This window comes from Buttiauxella brennerae ATCC 51605 (assembly GCF_001654925.1).
GTDB classification, from domain to species: domain Bacteria; phylum Pseudomonadota; class Gammaproteobacteria; order Enterobacterales; family Enterobacteriaceae; genus Buttiauxella; species Buttiauxella brennerae.
In genome coordinates, this window is record NZ_LXER01000006.1 from 1 (window position 1) to 21,872 (window position 21,872).

Below are 21,872 nucleotides of genomic sequence, written 5' to 3' on the forward strand. Positions count from 1 at the left end.
AAGCCCTGAGTCTTTTAGACTCAGGGCTTTTTTCTGTCTGAAATTTACCAAATATTTCTCTATTGTTGCGTATTTCGCAAATATCTTCTGCATTTACCTGCCTTTTTCAGCAAAATAATTCCCTTCATAATCCTCGTATTACAAGCACACACCCTCTAGTGAGATAAAAAATGACAATTCCTGCATTTGGTTTAGGCACATTTCGTTTAAAAGACGACATCGTTATCGCATCTGTAAAAACAGCTCTTGAATTAGGCTACCGGGCCGTCGATACCGCACAGATTTATGACAATGAAGCCGCTGTAGGGCAGGCGATTGAAGAAAGCGGAGTTGCTCGTAATGAGCTGTTTATCACCACAAAAATCTGGATTGAGAACCTCAGCAAAGATAAATTAATCCCAAGTCTGAAAGAAAGCTTGAGCAAATTACGCACAGATTATGTTGATTTGACCTTAATTCACTGGCCATCACCCAATGATGCGGTGCCGGTAGCTGAATTTATGCAGGCTTTACTGGAAGCAAAAAAAGAAGGGCTGACGCGCCAAATTGGTGTCTCTAACTTCACTATCGATCTTATGCAGCAGGCCGTTGATGCTATCGGTGTCGAGCATATTGCGACCAACCAGATTGAGCTTTCACCTTATCTGCAGAACGGCAAAGTGGTTAATTGGGCCCGTGAACATGATATCCACGTGACCTCTTATATGACGCTTGCCTATGGTAAGGCACTGAAAGATGAGGTTATTGGTGGAATTGCCCAGAAACACAATGCAACCCCGGCTCAGGTCATTTTAGCCTGGGCCATCAAGTTGGGTTATGCGGTTATTCCATCTTCTACAAAACGTGAGAATCTGCAAAGTAACCTACACGCACAGACTCTCACCCTTGATAAAGAAGATATGGCTGCTATTGCTGCTCTGGATTGCAATGATCGTTTGGTCAGTCCTGAAGGTTTGGCTCCAGACTGGGATTAATTTTCCATCACAGCCCCTGCGGGGGCTGTTGAACATGCTCACTTAGAAAATCGATAAACGCCCGAATGCGGCTGCTAACGGCGCGATCGCTGTAATACACTGCACTAAATGGCATTTCTACAGGCAACAATTTGTCTGCCAGCAACTCGACGAATGTCCCTTCAGCAATTTCTTTATTAATCATATAGTCAGAAAGACAGGCGATGCCATTCCCGGTGAGGCAAAGCTGCTTGAGTGTTTCTCCACTGTTCGATGTTATTCCCGGTATGATGTCATAACGCAGCCCGTCGGCCTGTGCAACTGGCCACTTATTCAGGCTCTCCGTTTCAGAGAAACCAAGACAAATATGATCCTGAAGATCCTCAGCATTTTGCGGTGTACCGTGCAGCGCTAAATATTCAGGGGATGCGATGATCTTACGGCGACTGGTAAAAAGTGGTCTGGCCCGGAGTGTTGAATCAGTCAGAGTACCTACGCGGATTGCCACATCGACTTTGCGTTCAATCAGGTTGATAAATGTTTCTGAGGAGATGAGTGAAAGCGTCACCTCTGGATAGCGTTCACGGAATGGTTTAATCAGCGGCATTAAGAGATGAAGCATAACGGGCGTTGCAGCATCTATGCGCAGCAAACCGCGCGGGCTCTGCCGCGTTTCCATCAGTTCATTTTCTGCAGCTGCCATCTCCTGTAAAATCTGCTGCACACGGCGAAAATAACGTTCACCTTCCTCCGTCAGGCTCAGCTGCCGTGTTGTACGATTAAGCAGGGTTACACCTAATTTCATCTCTAATTTCTTTACCGAGCGGCTCACTGCTGAATTCGCTAACTCGAGTTGATCTGCTGCACGGCTAAAACTTCCGCTTTCCACAACGGCGACAAAAATTGCCAGTTCTTCAGATGTGGCTTTCATTATTGCTCCTGAAGCAAAATTGTATTGAGATTTTGCATATTTTTGTTATTTAACCATCTTGCCATACTCCGTGTCATCAAAAGACACCTGCTACGGAGTAAATCATGCCACTGGCGCTATGGGCACTGACTATCAGTGCATTCGCAATCGGTACTACAGAGTTTGTCATTGTTGGATTAGTGCCAACAATTGCTGATCAACTTTCAATTTCACTGCCTTCTGCTGGGCTGCTGGTTTCAATTTATGCATTGGGCGTGGCTGTTGGCGCCCCTGTGTTGACTGCTCTGACAGGGAAACTTCCTCGTAAACAGTTGCTGATTGGCTTGATGGCGCTATTCACCGCGGGGAATTTGTTAGCGTGGCTTTCGCCAAACTACGAAACGCTGGTTGTGGCTCGGCTGTTAACCGGCCTTGCGCACGGTGTTTTCTTCTCGATTGGTTCGACTATTGCAACCAGCCTTGTACCAAAAGAGAAAGCGGCCTCTGCAATCGCCATTATGTTTGGTGGTTTGACTGTGGCGCTGGTGACGGGAGTTCCGCTAGGAACGTTCATTGGCCAGCATTTCGGATGGCGTGAAACGTTCCTGGCCGTTTCAGCTATCGGTGTTATTGCCTTAATAAGCAGCACGATTCTGATACCAAAGAATATTCCAACCCGTGCTGTCGCCAGTTTAAAAGATCAACTTAAAGTGATGACTCACCCACGCTTATTGATCATTTATGCGATAACAGCGTTGGGCTACGGCGGTGTGTTTACCGCATTTACCTTCCTGGCTCCGATGATGCAAAACCTTGCGGGTTATTCACCGGCGGCAGTGAGCTGGATTTTGCTGGGCTACGGTGTCTCTGTGGCTATCGGTAATATCTGGGGCGGGAAACTTGCCGACCGTCATGGGGCAGTACCCGCGTTAAAATTCATTTTTGCAGCACTTGCCGCATTATTGCTGGTCTTCCAGTTCACCGCGAGTTCGCATATTGGTGCCCTGGTGACAGTATTAATTATGGGCATCTTCGCATTTGGCAACGTACCGGGCTTACAGGTCTATGTTGTGCAGAAAGCTGAGGAATACACACCAAATGCTGTAGATGTTGCCTCAGGTCTGAATATCGCTGCATTTAACGTCGGAATCGCATTAGGTTCGGTCATTGGTGGTCAAACGGTACAAAGCTTTGGCCTGGAACAAACTCCGTGGATTGGTGCCGTTATTGTGGCAGGCGCACTGCTTCTGATTAGCTTAAGCGGACGCCTTGATACGCGCCGTGAAGTCGTCATCGGCTAACCCGGTTCAGCAAGGCTGTTAGCAATTACTTACGGTCTTGTTCACCGATGGTTTGAATTGGTCGTTGAAACTCTGCACTAAAGTCCCTATAACTGAAAGACAGCCTTCGATTTGGAGGCTTCTTTGGTTACAGAGGTCATTAGTAAAAAAGTGCGCAAAAATACTTATGCCATGAGATATGTTGCCGGTCAGCCAGCAGAACGCATTCTGCCTCCTGGATCCTTTGCAACTATCGGTCAGGCATTGCCGCCAGGAGAGCCCTTACCGAGTGAGAACTCCTTAAAAGTATTGGTCTGGAACATCTTCAAGCAACAGCGGGCCGAATGGCTTTCAGTGCTGCAAAACTTTGGTAAAGATGCCCACTTGGTCTTATTGCAGGAAGCGCAAACCACGCCAGAATTAGTCAGGTTTGCCACCAGTAACTATCTGGCAGCTGATCAGGTACCTGCATTTGTCCTGCCTCAGCACCCCTCAGGTGTGATGACCTTATCTGCTGCACATCCCGTATATTGCTGCCCATTACGCGAGCGGGAGCCGATTTTACGCCTGTCGAAATCTGCATTAGTGACTGTTTACCCGCTGCCTGATGGCCGCCTGTTAATGGTCGTTAATATTCATGCGGTGAATTTCAGCCTGGGAGTGGATGTCTACAGCAAGCAGCTTGGGCCGATAGGCGATCAAATTGGTCACCATAACGGGCCAGTTATCATGGCCGGGGATTTTAATGCCTGGAGCCGCTCACGAATGAACGCGCTTTACCGCTTCGCTCGCGAGATGACTCTGCGCGAAGTCCGTTTTACCGATGATCATCGGCGTCGTGCTTTTGGTCGCCCACTCGATTTCGTGTTTTACCGCGGTTTAAACGTTACAGAAGCCTCTGTTTTAGTGACTCGTGCGTCCGATCATAACCCCCTACTAGTCGAATTCCGTCCCGGCAAACCTGAGCTGTAAGGTTAGTCAGGTCTGCCACTGGGCAGACTACGTGCTGCCCTTACTTATCATCATCTGCAAGGACAATACAATGACAACACAATCTCACCATGACAAAGTCGATCAACAATTTGGCTCACAAGCCAGCGCTTATCTGACCAGTGCTGTGCATGCAGCAGGGCGTGATTTAGAGCGCCTGAGCAAGCGTCTGGCAGCATTCCCTCATGCCCGCCTGCTTGATATGGGATGCGGGGCAGGGCATGCAAGCTTTGTTGCTTCTGCGCAAGTGAAGGAGGTTGTGGCTTATGATCTCTCTGAACAGATGCTGGCCGTGGTGAATGATGCGGCTCAAACGCGCGGGATTAACAATGTCACGACTCAGTGTGGTTATGCTGAGGCATTACCCTTTGATGACTGCTCATTTGATATTGTGATTAGCCGCTATTCAGCGCACCACTGGCATGACGTTGGCAAGGCGCTGCGTGAAGTCAAACGCGTATTGAAACCGGGTGGTGTGGTTATCTTTATGGATGTGATGTCCCCAGGGCATCCTGTCCTGGACATTTGGCTGCAAACCGTCGAAGCCCTGCGTGATACCTCGCACGTTCGCAATTATTCAAGCGGTGAGTGGTTGAGCCTGTTCAATGATGCAGGTTTGATCTCGCAAAATCTGTTATGTGATCGGTTGAATCTGGAGTTCTCGACCTGGATTGCCCGAATGAGAACACCAGCCGCGCTGGCTGAAGCTATTCGCATCTATCAAAAGAGCGCATCGGATGAAGTGCAGCATTACTTTGAATTGCAGGCCGATGGTTCATTCACCAGTGACATTATTATGCTGGAAGCAAAGCGAGTGTAGTTCAGTGCTGGCATCAGACATAAAAAAGGCACCTAAAAGGTGCCTTTTTCTTCGATTAACCATCATGCATCAGGTGTAGAGTTGTTGCTGACAAATAACGTCAGCTGATCGCCTGGTTTCAGGTTGTCTGTATCGTCGTTCCAGCGCAGAACATCTTTGATGTTTACACCGTGACGTTTCGCGATACTCGACAAAGAGTCACCTTTGCGCACCTTGTATGTGATGCTATCGTTTTTAGCCAAACGTTTATCGCCATTCTTGACGTTAAGTGTCTGACCCACTTTTATGTGTGCGCCGCGAATGTCATTCCAGCTTTGCAAATCTTTAGAGCTAACGCCTAAGCGTGAAGCGATGCTCGACAGGGTATCACCCGAGCGAACACGATAAGATTTACTGCCACCTGCGCTGCTACGGTTATCCGCGACAAGCGTTGGCTGCACTGCTGCAATTTCACCGGAAGCCAAAGAGGCTTTCAGCTTAGCCGCATGTTTTTTAGGTACCATTACATATTGCTGATTTTTGCCAACCGTTGAAGTTTTCACTCCCGCGTTAAACGTTTTCAGCGTACTTAATGATATCCCCGCCATTTCGGCGACTTGCGTCAGCTCAACCGGATCACTAACTTCTACACGCGCTAATGCACGGCTTTCGTCAGTTGTCGGCAAGCGTACACCGTACTTTTGGCTGTTCTTGAGTATATCGCTCAAAGCCAGCATTTTTGGTACGTAAATCTTGGTTTCCCGTGGCAGTGAAAGCGACCAAAAATCCGTAGGTAAGCCACGAGCTTTATTCGCTTTCATTGCCTTCAGTACACGACCTTCGCCGCTGTTGTACGCCGCCACGGTTAATAACCAGTCGCCGTCAAACATCTTGTTCAGACGCTGCATCATATCGAGTGCGGCAGTGGTGGAAGCCACTACATCACGACGTGCATCGTATGCTTTGGTCTGTTTTAAACCATAATTTCGACCCGTACTCGGTACAATCTGCCAGATGCCAGCGGCATTCGCAGAAGAGGTAGCGTGGGGGTCAAAAGCGCTCTCCACTATGGGTAGCAGTACTAGTTCCATCGGCATGTTGCGTTTCTTAACTTGCCCGGCAATCCAGTACATATACGGCTCTGCCCGTAATGTTACATCGTGGAGATAGCTCTTATTCTTCAGGTACTTCTGTTTCTGTTCGCGGATCCGGGTATTCTCCGGTATCCCCATCTTTAGCTCGTCGCCAATGAAGTTCCACAAGTTTTGGTTCTGTGCGAGGTATGTCCCATCGTCCATCCATCGCGTACCTGTGTACTTTCCTGCTTCACCTTGACCAGCTGCAGACAGACTCTGTGCGTGCTGTTGGATGTTGCCGTCATGTCTTGACGCCTGGCACCCCACAAGCAGGACAGAGGCGAGTAATATCGCTTTTGCCTTCATGTGTGTGTCAAATGGTTGCTTAAAAGACGAGCAAGAATACCTTTCACTTTAAAACAACACAACCAAAAATTTAGAAACTATCCTTCTTTGTCCGTAACCAGGCGAAAATTTGCCGTGGTTGTTGCAAGTTTGTTTCTTTGTTAATTTTATCTATTAAATCAACATCATCCGTTCTAAGGAATAAATTTATTTTGCGCTCATTTGCCAAAGAACTCGGCAATGTTGATTGGTTTTTTGCACGTAACTCATTAACTTTTCGACAGTATCGGTTTATTTCTTTATCGTCCGGAAGGATAGATAAGGAAAACTTCATGTTTGAAAGAGTGTACTCATGTGCACAACAAATTAACGTATCATTGGGTAGCATGTTAAGTATTTGAAAAGAATCAAACATATCATTTGAAGTGCCTTCAAAAAGCCTGCCGCAGCCACCGGAAAACATCGTATCTCCGCAAAAAAGATAAGGGGGGCTGTAGAAACAGATATGTCCTAAAGTGTGACCCGGTGTGGCAATTACAGTAAATTCATACTCCAAAATATTGACCAGATCGCCGTCTTTAACTACCCGGTTCGTTCCCTTATCTTGTGTCTCCTCGGGACCGTATACCACAAGGCCTGGATACTTTTTGAGAAGTTCTTTTACGCCGCCAACATGGTCGTTGTGATGGTGAGTCAGTAAAATGGCCTCAGGCTGCCATTGGTTCTCTTCCAGCGCTTTTAGTACGGGCTGCGCTTCACCTGGGTCGACGATGATGCATTTACCTTGGTCATTATTCAGAACCCAGATGTAGTTATCCTGGAATGCGGAAATACTGTTAAGATTCATAATTCACCTCTCTGAATTGCGCTAAGTAGGTAGTGATGAAACCGGCAAGGATACCTGAAAATTTCATTTCGCCTCATCATTGGGGAGAACTGCCCTGGGGCGAGTACTACCGTGAGGCTCTGGAAAGCCAACTCCAGCCATGGCTCGCCAAAATGTTTGGTTTCCATCTGCTGAAGATAGGGAACTTAAGCACTGAAATTAATACTGAAGCTTGTGCTATTTCACACCAGGTTAATGTTGCGATACAAGGTGATGGCCTGCAGGTTAATGCAGATCCGCTTCATTTACCCTTTGCTGGGAAGTCAGTTGATGCATGTATGTTGGCTCATACTTTACCTTGGTGCCAGGATCCGCATGGGTTATTGCGTGAAGTTGATCGGGTACTCATTGACGATGGCTGGCTAATTATCAGCAGTTTCAACCCGATGAGTTTATTAGGTTTAGGCAAAGTCGTACCATTTATCCGCAAACGTGCGCCATATCGTTGCCGAATGTTTACGCCGATGAGGATGTTCGATTGGCTGGCATTGCTGAATTTTGAAGTGATGCACCAACGCAGTTTCCAGGTTTTACCCTGGAGCAAGCAAGGTGGGAAAATGCTCAGTACCCATCTTCCTGCGTTGGGATGTATGCATGTCATTGTGGCGCGTAAGCGGACATTGCCCCTTACGCTCAACCCAATGAAAAGCCGAAAAGCGCAAACGCAGATTCGATCCGCGGTTGGTGCGACAAGGCAGTTTCGGGAAACGCCTAAGGTTTCGTCACATCTGGCTGATACCCAACGTCCTCAAGAGTTGGATTAGAAGCGGCAATACGCGCAAGTTCGTCACAGCGTTCGTTCTCAGGGTGACCGGCATGGCCTTTCACCCACTCCCAACTGATTTTGTGCTCGCTCAATGCGGCATCCAGTCGCTTCCATAAATCGACATTCTTGACGGGTTTTTTATCGGCAGTTTTCCAGCCACGCTTTTTCCAGTTATGGATCCATTGGGTAATACCCTGGCGAACATACTGGCTGTCGGTGCTAAGTACCACGTCGCAAGGCTCGACCAACGCCTCAAGTGCAACGATTGCCGCCATCATTTCCATGCGATTATTTGTGGTTAAACGAAAGCCAACACTAAAAATTTTTTCGTGCTGTTTATAGCGTAAAATAGCACCGTATCCACCCGGCCCCGGGTTACCAAGGCAAGAGCCATCGGTGAAAATTTCTACCTGTTTGCGCATCTCTGGTAGACTTCCTGTGATTAAAAAACCAAGTCTGACATAAACGAGCGCTATGAGCACAGCAATTACACGACAGATCGTCCTCGATACAGAAACCACCGGTATGAACCAAATCGGTGCGCACTATGAAGGGCACCGTATTATCGAAATCGGTGCGGTTGAAGTCATCAACCGCCGCCTGACGGGTAATAACTTCCATGTTTATTTAAAGCCTGACCGGCTGGTGGACCCGGAAGCGTTTGGCGTGCATGGAATTGCTGATGAGTTTCTGGCAGATAAACCAACCTTCGACCAGGTTGCTGATTCGTTTATGGATTACATTCGCGGCGCAGAACTTGTCATCCACAACGCGTCGTTTGATATCGGGTTTATGGACTATGAGTTCAGCAAACTTAAACGCGATATCCCCAAAACCAATACCTTCTGCAAAGTTACCGACAGCCTCGCACTCGCGCGTAAAATGTTCCCGGGCAAGCGTAACAGCCTTGATGCGCTTTGCTCTCGCTATGAAATAGATAACAGCAAACGAACGTTGCACGGCGCATTGCTCGATGCCCAAATTCTTGCCGACGTCTATTTAATGATGACGGGCGGGCAAACTTCTCTGAAGTTTGCGATGGAAGGTGATGTCCAGCAGCGTAACGGAGACAATGGGATTCAGCGAGTTGTGCGCCGTAGCTCCGGTATACGTGTCATTCGTGCCAGTGATGCAGAACGGGAAGCGCATGAATCGCGACTCGACCTGGTGGAAAAGAAGGGCGGCAGTTGCCTTTGGCGTATATAAAAACAGCAGTAATGTATTAAAAAACACCGCTTGGGTGAAATTAACGGCAAACAGTTAAATTTATAACAAAAACCGTTGACGCTTATGAGCCCTATACGTATTATCTGCCTCGTTCCCGACGGGGAACAAACGCGGAGCGGTAGTTCAGTCGGTTAGAATACCTGCCTGTCACGCAGGGGGTCGCGGGTTCGAGTCCCGTCCGTTCCGCCACAATCAGAAAGCCTGAATCAGAAATGATTCAGGCTTTCGTCGTTTTATTCCTTCGAAACAACCACTTGCCCATTGTATCCCACAGCGTCACTCACTTTGTCTGCCCGTGCCAGCCAGCGGTAACAGCCTGCACTCATGAATGCGCCGATAAACCAGCTAAAGTTCGCCACTTCGTGTAACGAGGGGATAAAGCTGATGATTAAACCAACCGCAACCGAAGGCAGCAGCGCGAGAATCGCTTTTGGGTTAAAACCACTTTTGTACCAGTAACGGCCTTTTGGCGTGTCATCGAACAGGTCATCGACATAAATTTTGCTGCGTTTAATGATGTAGAAATCAGTCAGCAGGATACCGAACAGCGGCCCAATGAACGCCCCCAGCACATCCAGCGTGTAGTGGATAAGCTCGGGTGACTGGAACAGGTTCCACGGTGTCAGCAGAACAGAACCCACGGCTGCAATCATCCCCCCGGTACGGAAGCTGATTTTTTGCGGTGAGCAGTTTGAGAAGTCGAAAGCAGGTGATACGAAGTTCGCCACGATATTAATACCGATAGTGGCGGTAATCATGGTCAGTAAACCGATTGCCATCGCGAGGCTGTTGCCCACATGGCTGACCGTTTCGATAGGGTCGGTGATCATGCGGCCAAACAGTGATTGTGTGCCGGAGACAATCACCACGGTCACGATGGAGAACAGCAGGAAGTTAAACGGCAGACCCCAGCGGTTACCACGACGGATCTCTTGCATACTTTTGCCGTAGCGTGAGAAGTCACCGAAGTTCAGCAATGGACCGGAGAAGTATGAAACCACCAGCGCGGTTGCGGTCAGCATCTGCCAGGCCTGCTCACCAGAAGAGAGTTGTTTGCTGGCCAGCGTAAACGAAATTCCATCAAAACCGGTTTGATACAAAATCCAGCCCGCCAACGCCATCATCACGATGTACACCGCCGGCCCTGCGATATCAATAAATCGTTTGATAGCATTCATGCCGTGCCAGAACACCATCGCCTGGAGCACCCACATAATGCCAAAGCAAACCCAACCGAGATGCGATAGCCCGAGGAAATGCCCGGTGGTCATTGGTGCAAGCGACGGCCAGAATTTCAACATAACCAGCATCAAAGCATTTGCCGCCAGATAAGTCTGGATACCGTACCAGGCGAAGGCGATTAACCCACGAATCACGGCCGGAATATTGGCACCAAATACACCAAATGCCTGGCGGCAAATCACCGCATAAGGTACGCCTGCCATCTGGCTCGGTTTCGCGACCAGGTTCGCACACAGTTGCACAATACAAATCCCTACCAGCAAGCAAAGTAAAACCTGCCAGCTTGCCAACCCCAGTGTGAAGAAGCTGGCAGCGACCACATAGCCGCCCATGCTGTGCACATCGGACATCCAGAATGAAAAAATATTGTACCAGGACCATGTCTGGTTACGCGTGGGTGCCAGATCCTCATTACACAGGCGTGGGCTGTACCCTGAGTTGGCACTATCTGTCATCGTAGTCGTGTTGTGTTCAGTGCTTGGCATGATATCTGCTCCCTAATAAAAACAGATGCTGACGGATTGTATGAAACCTTTGTTGCATGAACCGGGCCAGGTTTTATTTTTCAGCAAGCAGGCAGAATGCAGAGGCATTTAAGAGCGCTATCGGCGTATATTGAGGCTCTATGCGCTATTGCATCGTGTATGAGTTGTGCACTGATAGTGCAGAAAAACATTTTTATGCCCGGAAATGGTGCTGACCATCGGGGAGTAAACCAAAAGGAATGAGCATGACGAAACATTTGATTCAGGTGATCAACCCAAATACTAACGTGGCGATGACGCACACCATCGCGCAAGCGGCACGCAGTGTCGCTGCACCTTCCAGCGAAATCATCGCGGTCTGCCCAACACAGGGTGTGGAATCTATAGAAGGGCATTTTGATGAAGCGGTCGCGGCTATCGGTGTGCTTGAGCAAATCAAACTGGGTAAAGAGCAGGGCGTGAGTGGCCATGTCATCGCGTGTTTTGGTGATCCCGGTTTACTGGCCGCGCGTGAACTCGCCAGCGGCCCGGTGGTTGGCATTGCAGAGGCCGCTATGCACGTCGCGACTCTGGTGGCGACACGCTTTTCTATCGTCACCACGTTACCGCGCACCGTAATCATCGCGCGTCATTTATTACGCCAGTATGGGTTCGAGCACCACTGCGCCGCACTGCATGCGATCGATTTACCGGTGCTGGCCCTGGAAGATGGCACGGGTCTTGCTCAGATGAAGGTACGCGAGCGTTGTATACAAGCCATGAAAGAAGATAACAGCGGAGCGATTGTGCTCGGTTGTGGCGGGATGGCAAATCTTGCCCAGGAACTGACCGCTGAACTCGGCATTCCCGTGATTGATGGCGTCACTGCTGCGGTGAAAATGGTGGAGTCCCTCATCGCGCTTGGGCTTGGAACCAGTAAACACGGCGACCTTGCGTATCCGAATAAAAAGCCGTTATCCGGCTGTTTTGACATGCTGAGTTGATGTTCTGGCTCGGCTCATAAGGAACCGAACCATGAATGAAGTACCGAAAACTAAAAACTATCACTTCACTGAAAATTACCCGCGTGACATGAAAGGTTATGCGGGTAAGCCACCCCATGCGCAGTGGCCGAATAATGCCCGCGTTGCTGTGCAGTTCGTTCTCAATTTTGAAGAGGGCGGTGAAAACCACGTTCTGCACGGTGACAGTGGCTCGGAACAATTCCTTTCCGATATTATCGGTGCTGCAAGTTTCCCCGATCGCCATATGTCGATGGATTCGCTCTATGAATACGGTTCTCGTGCCGGGTTCTGGCGCATCCATAATGAGTTCCAAAAACGCGGCCTGACCATGACGGTATTTGGCGTAGCAATGGCACTGGCGCGTAACCCTGAAATTGTTGACGCGATAAAAGCGGCAGATTACGACGTGGTAAGCCACGGCTGGCGCTGGATCCACTATCAAAATCTGGATGAGGCAACTGAGCGCCAGCATATGCACCAAGCCATCGAAATCCTTGAAGATTTGTTCGGCAGCAAACCGCTCGGTTGGTACACCGGCCGCGATAGTCCGAACACGCGCAGGCTGGTGGCAGAAAATGGCAGCTTCCTTTATGACAGCGATTATTACGGCGATGACTTGCCATTCTGGAGCAAAGTCACCTGTAGCGATGGCTCGATAAAACCGCATCTGGTGGTGCCTTACACGCTGGATGCTAACGATATGCGCTTTGCGACTGCGCAAGGTTTCAATACCGCCGAGCAGTTTTACACCTATCTGAAAGACAGTTTTGATGTGTTGTACGAAGAGGGGGAAACGGCGCCGAAAATGATGTCTATCGGTATGCACTGCCGTTTACTTGGGCGGCCGGGTCGTTTCAGAGCGTTGCAGCGTTTTCTCGATTACGTGCAGCAGCATGATGATGTGTGGATTTGCCGTCGTCAGGAAATTGCCGAGCACTGGGCGAAGACGCATCCGTTTAGTGAATAGATAGTGAATAGATGATATGGCGGCGGGTGACGTTTCGTTTCCCGCCCAGAGTCTTTAGCTCATCACGCTGACATGTGCTGCGACAATGCGCCAGCCATACGGAAATTTGACCCAAGTTTGCATCTGACGGCCAATTTTGTCGCTTCCTTCACGGGTGAATTCAGTGCTGGCAACGGCCATGTCATCGCCGTAAGTGGTGATAGTCGTGTTTTGCAAAAGCCGGTCTAACCCTTGTGACGAACGGGCATTTCTGAACGCTCTTATCTCATCAATACCGTAGAGGTTTTCACTCGCACCAAAGCGAACGGTGCGGGGATCGGCCCAAAACAATTCATCTAAGACCGCAACATCGTTGCTGATCAACGCCTGTTCGTAGCGGTAAAATGCGGCACTCACCTCATTGACGATTGCCGGGCGATCGATATTGTCACGCATCATAGTATTTACCTTACCTGGTGAGTTTTCCCTACCAGCATACCCTGTATTTCAAGTAGATGGGCGGCTTGCAAGCAGATATCTTCCCGCCATGGCGGCGCAATCAGCTGCACGCCAATGGGATGCCCGCTTGCAGTCATTAACGGCGCCGTAACTACCGGTACACCGAGGAAAGAAATAGGCTGCGTCAGCATGCCCATACTGGCTTTGACAGGAAGATCAGCGCCGTTGATACGCATGGTTTGCTGGCCAATCAGTGTGGCACAACGCGGTGTTGCCGGGGCGATAAGCAGATCATACTTTTCGAAGAGCGGCAGGGTATTATCGCGGAACCATGTCCGGAAGCGCTGTGCCTGAGTGTACCAGGCTGATGGCGTCATTGCGCCTGCTAAAAGGCGCTCGCGGGAATTGAGTTCGAAGCGTTCAGCATGTTCGCGCAAAGCAGGTAAATAATGGTTTCCCCCTTCCGCAGCAGAAAGCAAAAATGCCGCCGAACGGGCGAGTTCCGCTTCTGGCAAGGTAATACATTCCAGTGCTTCAAGCCGATGGGCGACGGTTGCGACCGCCGTTTTCGCGTCATCATCACACCAGCTATCAAAAAATCCCCCCAACACCGCACAGCGTAAATTCACCGTCTGCCCGAGCTTATCGGCGACCGGTTCAATGTTGCGGGCTGCCTGGAAATGATCGGCAGGATCAACTCCCTGGAGCGCATCATAAACCCGCGCCAGATCATCCACGCTGCGTGCAAGAGGGCCGATATGATCGAGACTGGCAACAAAAGGCTGGCTGCCACTACGCGAAAGGCGGCCAAAAGTAGGTTTCAGGCCAAAGACTCCACATAGCGAAGCCGGAACCCGAATCGAACCATTGGTATCAGTGCCGAGGCTAAAGTTGACCATTCCAGCGGCGACGGCTGCGGCTGAACCACCGGATGAACCGCCTGCAATTCGCGTCAGGTCATGGGGGTTTCGGGTTGCCCCGTAGTGACTGTTTTCGGTGGTAAACCCGTATGCGTAGGCATCCATATTCAGTGCACCGGAAAGCATCGCACCGGCGGCACTGAGTTGTTTGATGGCGAAGGCGTCATCGTGCGCCGCGGGCTGGGTACTAAAAAGCTCGGCACCCGCAAGCGTTGTGACCTCTTTAATATCAAAGAGATTTTTTGCGGCATAGGGCACGCCTGCTAATGGCGGTAGCGTTTCCCCACGTGAGCGCTTTTGGTCAATGGCTGCGGCTTCCTGCAACAAACGCTGTGAGGTGACTTCGGTAAAAGCATTAATTTCAGGATTAGATTGCGCTATTTTAGCCAGCGTCAGGTGCGCCAGTTCCTGAGCTGAAAATTCGCCACCGGCTAACCCTTGCTTAATGTCGCGAATAGAAAGTGGATTCATAGTTTGTAAACCCCGGCGACTTCCAGGCGTTGTGGTAACGGGAAATCCATCAGCGGTTCAGCCAGCCCGGCCATGCGCGTCAGTTGTACTTCCAGTTCTTTACGGCGAGTTTCATCCAGCGGGACGTTAAGCAATTGCTCCATTATCTGAATGTATGCGGGCCAGGCGATGGTTTGTGATGTCATATCTTTCTCCTTAGAATCCTGCGGCGCTGCCATTGCTGCGTGGGTCGTATGCGCCTTCAAGCATGCCGTTGGTGTGGCGCACAATGGCACCTGCGTGACCCACGGCCTCGCTGAAATCTGGTAGCGCTTCGACTTCATGTCCCAGCTCACGCAGTGCGGCGAAAGTTTCTGGGCTGAATCGGCCTTCTAATTTCAGGCTGTCAGAGGCTTGCCCCCATGTTCTGCCCAGTAACCAGCGCGGGGCGGTCACCGCTTCTTGTAACGGTATGCCCTGAATCACATGGCGCGTAAAAATCGCCGCCTGCGTTTGCGGTTGCCCGTCGCCACCCATTGAGCCGTAAACCATGGTTCTGCCATCGGCAAGCCGTGCGGCTGCCGGGTTCAGGGTATGGAACGGTTGTTTACCGGGTGCCAGGCTTAACAGGCTATCTGGCTTGAGGCTGAACGCAGCCCCACGGTTTTGCCACAGTACACCGCTTTTAGGCAGCACCACGCCGCTGCCAAACTCGTGGTAAATACTTTGAATAAACGATACCGCCAGCCCGGTGCTATCAATTACCCCCATCCAGACGGTGTCGCCTGGGCCTTTGCCTGTTCCCCAGTTGGCCGCTTTGGTGTCATCAATTTGTGCGGCAAGAGCGGTGAGTGGTGCATGCTCCAGCAAGCTTTGAATTGATGTGGTGATATGGCGTGGGTCGGTGATGTATTTATCGCGCAGCGCGAATGCTTTTTTGGTGGCCTCAACGATGCGATGAACGGTTTGAGTTTCGTTGGCCTGCGCCATATCTAAATGGTCGGTTATCCCCAGAATCGCCAGCGAAACCAGGCCCTGCGTCGGCGGGGTCATATTATAAATATCACCCTGCTGGTGGCTAAGATGCAGAGGAATACGGCGTTTAGCACGCTGTGCCGCGAGATCCTGCAAATTTATCGGCATGCCTAAATCCGCTAACTCTTCGGCGATTAGCGCGGCTAACGGCCCACGATAAAAACTATCAAGCCCTTCCACGGTCAGGCGTGTCAGCGTTTGTGCAAGACGTGGCTGGGTGAAGCGGCTACCCGCTCGGGGAATTTCACCGCGTTCTAAAAAGGTCTCGGCAAACCCGGCAATATTGACCAGCTCATCATATTTACTGTGAGTCGCCAGCGCCTGAGATTGCGTGACCGGAATACCGTCTGCCGCGTAGCGAATCGCATCGGCCAGTAAACGTGAGAGCGGGAGTTGCCCGCCACCAAGCTGTGCTGCGATTTTTAACGCTTCATCCCAACCGCTGAGGGTTCCTGGCACCGTTAACGCGGATTTAGGTCCACGATGCGGGATAGCGCTTTCACCTGCGTAGAACTCCAGACAGGCGAGCGAGCCCGCAGCTCCACTGGCATCAATCGCAATTGGTTCGCCTTCTGGCGGTACAATCAACCAGAAACCATCACCGCCAATGCCATTCATGTGGGGATAAACCACGGCGATCGTTGCCGCCGCTGCCACCATCGCCTCGATGGCATCGCCACCATGGCGCAACACGGATAATGCGGTTTCACTGGCTAAATGGTGCGGAGTGACCGCCATGCCGGAAGGTGCCATATTGCTTTGCATCATCGTTTTATCTCTCAGAATGGAAGCCTGGGTAGAGAGCTAAGCAAGAGATGTTCCAGGTTGACTCGGTTAGTTTCACTGTGCCAGGCTCGAGTGAAACAAAAGTTACAGAGGTCATGATGAAACAACTAGATGAACGCCTAAGAGCGACATACGAGCAGCTTTCTCCTCAGGAACAGCGTGTTGCTGCGTTTATTGTCGATCATTTTGATGATCTGATTAGCTACAACAGTGCAGAACTTGCCCGCCTTTCGGGTGTATCAAAAGCCACGGTCAGCCGCCTGTTTAAGCGCCTTGGCTATGATCGTTATAAAGATATGCGTGAAGAGCTGCGCACGCTACGCCAGAGCGGAATGCCGCTGACGGAAAACCGTGATGCGGTACAAGGTAACACGCTACTGGCGCGGCATTACAAGCAGGAAATGGCCAATCTAACGCAATGGATAAGTCTGCTTGATACGCAACAATTTGCCGAGGTTGTCACGGCGCTTAATACATCAAAACGGGTCTTTATCATCGGGTTAAGAAACTCATGGCCCGTTGCGATGCACTTGCGCCAACAGCTGTTACAGATTCGTAGCGATGTCTGGTTACTGCCACAGCCCGGCCAGACGCTGGCTGAAGAGGTGGTGGACATTAGCGAGCACGATTGTGTTATCGCCATCGCTTTTCGCAGGCGGCCGCGCATCATCAAACCTTTGCTGGCAAATCTGCATAAGCGCCAGGTGCCGCTGCTGGTGATGAGCGAAGCGCAGGGTTCTGGCCTGACCCCGTATTGCCGCTGGCATTTTGCCGCGCCACTCGACAGTGTTTCTGCCTTCGACAGCTACAGCAGTGCAATGAGCCTGGTCAATCTGTTATCTAACGCGGTACTGCACGAAGCATTAAGCACCGGTCGCCAGCGTATCCATCATATTGCGGAGTTGTACGCCGAATTTGATGAGCTGGAACAGCGCTAGCGCACTGAAAAGGTGCGGCTGCACAGGTCGTGGGAACCATTGTGGTTCATTGCCGGGATCGGGGCTGCGCCAGTTTTATCTGATTGCCAATGAAGAATGAAGCCGAAGATTATTCATATCCCTTGCTTTGCCATTGGGGTAAATGAGTGGCACATTAGTTGCAGCATGTTTATTAAAGAATCTTTTGTTTCATGAATGAATAAAAGGAAATGCCATGTTCGATATTCAGCACTTCACGCAAATTAATCCGCCACACCGTTTATTGATGGGGCCTGGGCCAATTAACGCGGATCCACGGGTATTGCGGGCAATGGCGAGCCAGTTAATTGGGCAATATGACCCGGTTATGACCGGTTACATGAATGAAGTGATGGTGCTGTATCGCGAGCTTTTCCGTACACAAAACCGCTGGACGATGCTGGTGGACGGGACTTCTCGTTCCGGCATTGAAGCTATTTTGTTATCTGCCATTCGCCCGGGTGACAAAGTTCTGGTGCCGGTGTTTGGGCGCTTCGGTCATTTATTGTGTGAAATCGCGCGCCGTTGCCGTGCGGAAGTCCACACCATTGAAGTCCCGTGGGGGGAAGTGTTTACCCCTGACCAGATCGAAGATGCCATCAAAAGCGTTAAGCCCCGCTTGCTGCTAACCGTTCAGGGCGACACTTCAACCACGATGCTACAACCACTGGCTGAGTTGGGTGACATTTGCCGCCGCCACGGTGTGCTGTTTTATACCGATGCGACCGCCTCGTTTGGTGGCAACTCGCTGGAAACGGATGCGTGGGGGCTGGATGCCGTTTCGGCAGGCCTGCAAAAATGCCTCGGCGGCCCGTCTGGCAGCTCACCGATAACCCTCAGCGCGCAAATGGAAGAAGTCATTCGCCGCCGTAAATGTGTGGAGGAGGGGATCCGAACTTCCGCGCACCAGGATGGCGACGACGAAATGATCTACTCGAATTATTTCGATCTCGGCATGGTGATGGATTATTGGGGGCCAGAGCGCCTTAACCACCATACCGAAGCCACCAGCATGTTGTTTGCCGCCCGTGAGTGCGCACGCATTATTCTGGAAGAAGGGCTGGATGTAGGGATCGCTCGCCACGAATTGCATGGCCGTGCGCTGGTGGCCGGCATTCAGGGCATGGGGCTGGAAACGTTCGGCAACCTGCAACACAAAATGAATAACGTTCTCGGCGTGGTGATCCCGTCCGTTGTCCATGGTGAAGAAGTGCGCAAAATGCTGCTGGAAGATTTCCATATCGAAATCGGCACCTCATTTGGCCCGCTACAAGGCAAAATCTGGCGCATCGGCACTATGGGCTATAACGCGCGTAAAGATTGCGTGCTGCAAACGCTGACAGCACTTGAAGCTGTATTGAACCGCCTGGGTTTCAAAACGACGCAAGGTGCAGCAATGCAGGCGGCGTGGGATGTTTATTCACAAGGAAAAAGCTGATGGTAAAACTTGTGATGAATGCCGCCGAAGCCAGCATTGCCGCTAAGCGAGTGATGCAGCGAGCGGATGAACTGGCGCAAATCAGCGAAACGCCAGGTCAACTTACCCGGGTCTACCTTTCGCATGAGCATCTGCGTGCTAACCATCTGGTGGCGCGCTGGATGGAACAAATTGGCATGACCACCTGGCAGGATGCGGTGGGCAATATCTGTGGGCGCTATGAAGGGGCAAGGGAAGGCGCTCCGGCCATTTTGCTGGGGTCACATCTGGATACGGTGCGCAATGCCGGGCGTTACGATGGCATGTTAGGCGTATTAACCGCACTAGAAGTTGTCGCCCTGTTGCATCAACACGATATCCAGCTGGAGCAAGCGATTGAAATCGTCGGTTTTGGTGACGAAGAAGGCACTCGCTTTGGTATCACATTATTAGGCAGTCGGGGGCTAACCGGAACCTGGCCTGACAACTGGCTGGCATGTGTTGATGCTGCGGGAATTAGCGTTGCTCAGGCCCTGGCGAATGCGGGCTTTGACCCTGCGCGTATTCATGCGGCCAGGCGCAACCCGGAAGATTTCAGTGCTTATCTTGAGCTGCACATTGAACAAGGCCCGGTGCTGGAGCAGCAGGATCTTGCTCTGGGTGTGGTGACGGCCATCAACGGCGCGCGTCGTTTGAAATGCCGCTTTGTGGGTGAGGCGGGGCATGCGGGGACGGTGCCAATGAACATTCGTAAGGATGCACTCGCCGCCGCTGCCGCCTGGATGGTGTATGTCGAAGGCGCAACCCGCGCTTATTCCCCGGATATCGTGGCGACCGTGGGAACCTTGCACTGTTTACCGGGTGCCGCGAATGTCATTCCTGGTGAAATTCAGCTCACGCTGGATATTCGCAGCCCCGTGGATTCAAGTCTTGAAGCATTGCTGGAAAACTTATTAAGCAAGGCGCATGAGATTTCAGCCGAGCGTGGCATGGCTTTCAGTGCTGAAACCTATTATTCGATTCCTGCCACACCTTGTGACGCCCGTTTGCAACACCAGTTAACATCCGCCATTACTGCGGTGCAGGGGTTGAGTTTGTCACTGCCAAGTGGCGCGGGGCATGATGCAATTGCCATTGCCGAACAGTGGCCGGTAGGCATGCTGTTTGTGCGTTGCGATCGTGGCATTAGCCACCATCCGGCGGAGTCGGTTCTTGAGGCCGATGTGATGCAGGCCGTGCAAGCCTATGCGCAGGCTGTCGTTGCGCTGGCGTCGAAAAGTGTTTTAGCTGAATTTAACGATGCGCCTGTGCAGGACGCTCTGAGCCTTGTTGCCCCTTGCGTTGCGATACCCGCATGGGCTGAAAATGTCGTTGCCGCTCGTCCGTATTCGACCGTCGATGTATTGCAGCATTATGCTTCACAGCTCACTCATGAATGGGGAAGTGCTGAACTGGAACAGGCACTTTGTGCACATCCAAGGATTGGTGAAAAAGCACAGGGCAGTTGCAAAGAAGCGGCTTTGTCTAAAGGTGAGCAATCGGCTGTAGACACCCAAAACAGCGCGTTAACGCTCGCCCTGGCGCAGGGTAATGCTCATTATGAAGAGCGATTTGGGCGCGTGTTTCTTATTCGTGCGAAAGGGCGCAGCGGTGAAGATATTCTCGCTGAACTCCATCGCCGCCTGAACAATTCCCCCGCGCAGGAAGAAGCTGAAGCGCTGGAGCAATTACGCCAAATCACGTTACTACGTCTCGAAGGAGTCTTTGCCCAATGAGCCAGTTAAGTACGCATGTTCTGGATACCGCGTTAGGGAAACCGGCGGCTGATGTGGTGATTCGCCTTGAGCAGCTGATTGATGGCCGCTGGGAGGCGTTAGCCCAGGGCGCTACAGATGCGGATGGGCGTCTAAAAGCGTTCTGCGAGGATTTGGCTTGCGGGCAGTATCGGCTGACGGCGGAAATTGGTTTGTACTTTGCCGTGACACAGCGGGAAACTCTTTACCCTACCGCGCAAATTGACTTCGTGATACCGCAAAACGGCGGGCATTATCACCTGCCGTTTTTGATTTCCCCGTGGTCGTGGTCGACGTACAGAGGTTCTTAGTTAGAGTGTAAAAGGATCGGCATCCTGCCAGGCGGGGAACTTCTCGCGATATTCCTGTAGCGTAATCAACGACAAATCGGCATCGAGGCGCATCGCTTGATGGGCTTCGCCATTTGCCAAAATTTCACCCTGCGGGTTAATGATCTTGCTGTCACCACGGTAATGATGGCCGTTACCGTCGGTGCCCACGCGGTTGCAACCCGCGACATAGGCCTGGTTTTCAATGGCGCGGGCCACAAGCAAACTTTGCCAGTGCAGGGAGCGCGGGGCAGGCCAGTTCGCGACATATAACGCCAGGTCATAATCGTTACGATTGCGAGAAAACACCGGGAAGCGCAGGTCGTAACACACCTGCGGCAGAATGCGCCAGCCGCGCCATTCAACGATGACCCGCTCATTTCCTGCCTGATAATGATGATGCTCATCAGCCATGCGGAAGAGATGGCGTTTATCATAGAAATGGACTTTGCCGTCAGGCTGTACGAGCAAGAAACGGTTCACTGGCCCGCGATCGGTTTGCAGCGCGGCACTGCCGGCTATCATGGCCTGAGTTTGCTGGGCTTTGAACTGCATCCAGTCAATCACTTCCTCTTCAGCAAGCGACTGAATGGCTGCTTCCATCGCGAAACCGGTAGTAAACATTTCCGGCAAGACAATCAGATCTCGGCCATGAATAGTATCTAACTGCACATCGAAATGGCGCAAGTTTGCCCCGCCGTCCATCCAGACCAGCGGTTGTTGCAGAACGGTAATTTTCAAACCAGACACAATCGGAAGCCTCATGATAAGCAGTGTTTCATTCACTTTAGCATGAGTTAAGAATAAAAAACCCGCCG

21 protein-coding genes, 1 tRNA gene and 1 pseudogene are annotated in these 21,872 nt (G+C 51.1%); 13 read left to right on the forward strand and 10 right to left on the reverse strand.

Annotated features, from left to right (window positions below; all coding sequences use genetic code 11):
• Nucleotides 1-170 precede the first annotated feature (170 nt).
• On the forward strand, nucleotides 171-974 hold the full coding sequence (gene dkgB / locus M975_RS01230; RefSeq protein WP_064556871.1) for a 2,5-didehydrogluconate reductase DkgB: 804 nt from the start codon (nucleotides 171-173) through the stop codon (nucleotides 972-974).
• On the opposite strand, the pseudogene yafC reads toward dkgB, so the two are convergent.
• Nucleotides 971-1,884, reverse strand: a pseudogene (gene yafC, locus M975_RS01235) (DNA-binding transcriptional regulator YafC). The gene dkgB and the pseudogene yafC sit on opposite strands and share 4 nt — an antisense overlap.
• A 104-nt stretch (nucleotides 1,885-1,988) precedes the next feature.
• Here yafC and M975_RS01240 point away from each other — a divergent pair.
• The 3 genes from M975_RS01240 (at nucleotide 1,989) to M975_RS01250 (ending at nucleotide 4,953) form a co-directional block, all read left to right on the forward strand.
• A complete protein-coding gene (locus M975_RS01240; protein ID WP_064556874.1) occupies nucleotides 1,989-3,164 on the forward strand; it encodes an MFS transporter in 1,176 nt (391 codons plus the stop codon).
• 150 nt (nucleotides 3,165-3,314) lie between these two features.
• Entirely contained in the window at nucleotides 3,315-4,115 is an 801-nt protein-coding gene (locus tag M975_RS01245; RefSeq protein WP_064557635.1) for an endonuclease/exonuclease/phosphatase family protein, read from the forward strand.
• Between the two features lie 70 nt (nucleotides 4,116-4,185).
• Nucleotides 4,186-4,953 carry a class I SAM-dependent methyltransferase gene (locus tag M975_RS01250; RefSeq protein WP_064556876.1) on the forward strand — a complete coding sequence of 256 codons (768 nt, stop codon included), beginning with the start codon at nucleotides 4,186-4,188 and terminating at the stop codon, nucleotides 4,951-4,953.
• A gap of 62 nt (nucleotides 4,954-5,015) precedes the next feature.
• Here M975_RS01250 and mltD read toward each other — a convergent pair whose 3' ends face one another.
• Together mltD and gloB are read right to left on the reverse strand one after the other, a co-directional pair.
• Complete coding sequence (gene mltD / locus M975_RS01255) at nucleotides 5,016-6,374, reverse strand: murein transglycosylase D (RefSeq protein ID WP_064556877.1); 1,359 nt, start codon at nucleotides 6,372-6,374, stop codon at nucleotides 5,016-5,018.
• Between the two features lie 70 nt (nucleotides 6,375-6,444).
• Nucleotides 6,445-7,200: a hydroxyacylglutathione hydrolase gene (gene gloB / locus M975_RS01260; protein ID WP_064556879.1), complete on the reverse strand. Its 756-nt coding sequence runs from the start codon at nucleotides 7,198-7,200 to the stop codon at nucleotides 6,445-6,447.
• Nucleotides 7,201-7,235: 35 nt separating this feature from the next.
• Here gloB and M975_RS01265 point away from each other — a divergent pair, with 35 nt between their 5' ends.
• Nucleotides 7,236-8,003 carry a class I SAM-dependent methyltransferase gene (locus M975_RS01265; RefSeq protein ID WP_074388300.1) on the forward strand — a complete coding sequence of 256 codons (768 nt, stop codon included), beginning with the start codon at nucleotides 7,236-7,238 and terminating at the stop codon, nucleotides 8,001-8,003.
• Here the strand turns inward: M975_RS01265 and rnhA are convergent.
• The gene (rnhA, locus tag M975_RS01270) at nucleotides 7,951-8,526 is read right to left on the reverse strand and encodes a ribonuclease HI (RefSeq protein WP_167350515.1); all 576 of its coding nucleotides are present in this window, start codon (nucleotides 8,524-8,526) and stop codon (nucleotides 7,951-7,953) included. The genes M975_RS01265 and rnhA overlap by 53 nt on opposite strands.
• Between rnhA and dnaQ the strand changes: the two genes are divergently transcribed.
• Together dnaQ and M975_RS01280 are read left to right on the forward strand one after the other, a co-directional pair.
• The gene (gene dnaQ / locus M975_RS01275; protein WP_064556884.1) at nucleotides 8,480-9,211 is read left to right on the forward strand and encodes a DNA polymerase III subunit epsilon; all 732 of its coding nucleotides are present in this window, start codon (nucleotides 8,480-8,482) and stop codon (nucleotides 9,209-9,211) included. The two genes, rnhA and dnaQ, sit on opposite strands and share 47 nt — an antisense overlap.
• Nucleotides 9,212-9,344: 133 nt before the next feature.
• Nucleotides 9,345-9,421 (forward strand) — tRNA-Asp (locus M975_RS01280).
• A 44-nt stretch (nucleotides 9,422-9,465) separates the two neighbouring features.
• Here M975_RS01280 and M975_RS01285 read toward each other — a convergent pair.
• Nucleotides 9,466-10,959: an NCS1 family nucleobase:cation symporter-1 gene (locus M975_RS01285; protein ID WP_064556885.1), complete on the reverse strand. Its 1,494-nt coding sequence runs from the start codon at nucleotides 10,957-10,959 to the stop codon at nucleotides 9,466-9,468.
• A gap of 245 nt (nucleotides 10,960-11,204) precedes the next feature.
• On the opposite strand from M975_RS01285, the gene hpxA reads away from it, so the two are divergent.
• Nucleotides 11,205-11,942 carry an allantoin racemase gene (gene hpxA, locus M975_RS01290; protein ID WP_064556887.1) on the forward strand — a complete coding sequence of 246 codons (738 nt, stop codon included), beginning with the start codon at nucleotides 11,205-11,207 and terminating at the stop codon, nucleotides 11,940-11,942.
• Nucleotides 11,943-11,973: 31 nt separating this feature from the next.
• The gene (gene puuE, locus M975_RS01295; RefSeq protein ID WP_064516464.1) at nucleotides 11,974-12,930 is read left to right on the forward strand and encodes an allantoinase PuuE; all 957 of its coding nucleotides are present in this window, start codon (nucleotides 11,974-11,976) and stop codon (nucleotides 12,928-12,930) included.
• 54 nt (nucleotides 12,931-12,984) lie between these two features.
• Here the strand turns inward: puuE and hpxZ are convergent, their stop codons facing one another.
• The 4 genes from hpxZ to M975_RS01315 are packed head-to-tail and all read right to left on the reverse strand — an operon-like array spanning nucleotide 12,985 to nucleotide 16,541.
• Nucleotides 12,985-13,368 carry an oxalurate catabolism protein HpxZ gene (gene hpxZ / locus M975_RS01300; protein ID WP_034461580.1) on the reverse strand — a complete coding sequence of 128 codons (384 nt, stop codon included), beginning with the start codon at nucleotides 13,366-13,368 and terminating at the stop codon, nucleotides 12,985-12,987.
• Between the two features lie 5 nt (nucleotides 13,369-13,373).
• Nucleotides 13,374-14,759 carry an AtzE family amidohydrolase gene (locus tag M975_RS01305; RefSeq protein WP_064556889.1) on the reverse strand — a complete coding sequence of 462 codons (1,386 nt, stop codon included), beginning with the start codon at nucleotides 14,757-14,759 and terminating at the stop codon, nucleotides 13,374-13,376.
• On the reverse strand, nucleotides 14,756-14,944 hold the full coding sequence (gene hpxX, locus M975_RS01310; protein WP_064556891.1) for an oxalurate catabolism protein HpxX: 189 nt from the start codon (nucleotides 14,942-14,944) through the stop codon (nucleotides 14,756-14,758). Before hpxX ends, M975_RS01305 begins: the two co-directional genes overlap by 4 nt.
• Before the next feature lie 10 nt (nucleotides 14,945-14,954).
• The gene (locus M975_RS01315; RefSeq protein WP_064556892.1) at nucleotides 14,955-16,541 is read right to left on the reverse strand and encodes a gamma-glutamyltransferase family protein; all 1,587 of its coding nucleotides are present in this window, start codon (nucleotides 16,539-16,541) and stop codon (nucleotides 14,955-14,957) included.
• 116 nt (nucleotides 16,542-16,657) lie between these two features.
• On the opposite strand from M975_RS01315, the gene M975_RS01320 reads away from it, so the two are divergent.
• From M975_RS01320 to uraH, 4 genes are all read left to right on the forward strand, one after another.
• A complete protein-coding gene (locus tag M975_RS01320; protein ID WP_064557636.1) occupies nucleotides 16,658-17,497 on the forward strand; it encodes a MurR/RpiR family transcriptional regulator in 840 nt (279 codons plus the stop codon).
• A gap of 214 nt (nucleotides 17,498-17,711) precedes the next feature.
• Nucleotides 17,712-18,953, forward strand: a complete 1,242-nt coding sequence (locus tag M975_RS01325) for a pyridoxal-phosphate-dependent aminotransferase family protein (RefSeq protein WP_064556894.1) — start codon at nucleotides 17,712-17,714, stop codon at nucleotides 18,951-18,953.
• On the forward strand, nucleotides 18,953-20,707 hold the full coding sequence (gene hpxK / locus M975_RS01330) for an allantoate amidohydrolase (RefSeq protein WP_074388302.1): 1,755 nt from the start codon (nucleotides 18,953-18,955) through the stop codon (nucleotides 20,705-20,707). The genes M975_RS01325 and hpxK overlap by 1 nt, the downstream gene beginning before the upstream one ends.
• Entirely contained in the window at nucleotides 20,704-21,036 is a 333-nt protein-coding gene (gene uraH / locus M975_RS01335; protein ID WP_064516473.1) for a hydroxyisourate hydrolase, read from the forward strand. Before hpxK ends, uraH begins: the two co-directional genes overlap by 4 nt.
• Here uraH and M975_RS01340 read toward each other — a convergent pair whose 3' ends face one another.
• Nucleotides 21,037-21,804: an amidohydrolase gene (locus M975_RS01340; protein WP_064557637.1), complete on the reverse strand. Its 768-nt coding sequence runs from the start codon at nucleotides 21,802-21,804 to the stop codon at nucleotides 21,037-21,039. It abuts the gene before it with no gap.
• Nucleotides 21,805-21,872: the final 68 nt, after the last annotated feature.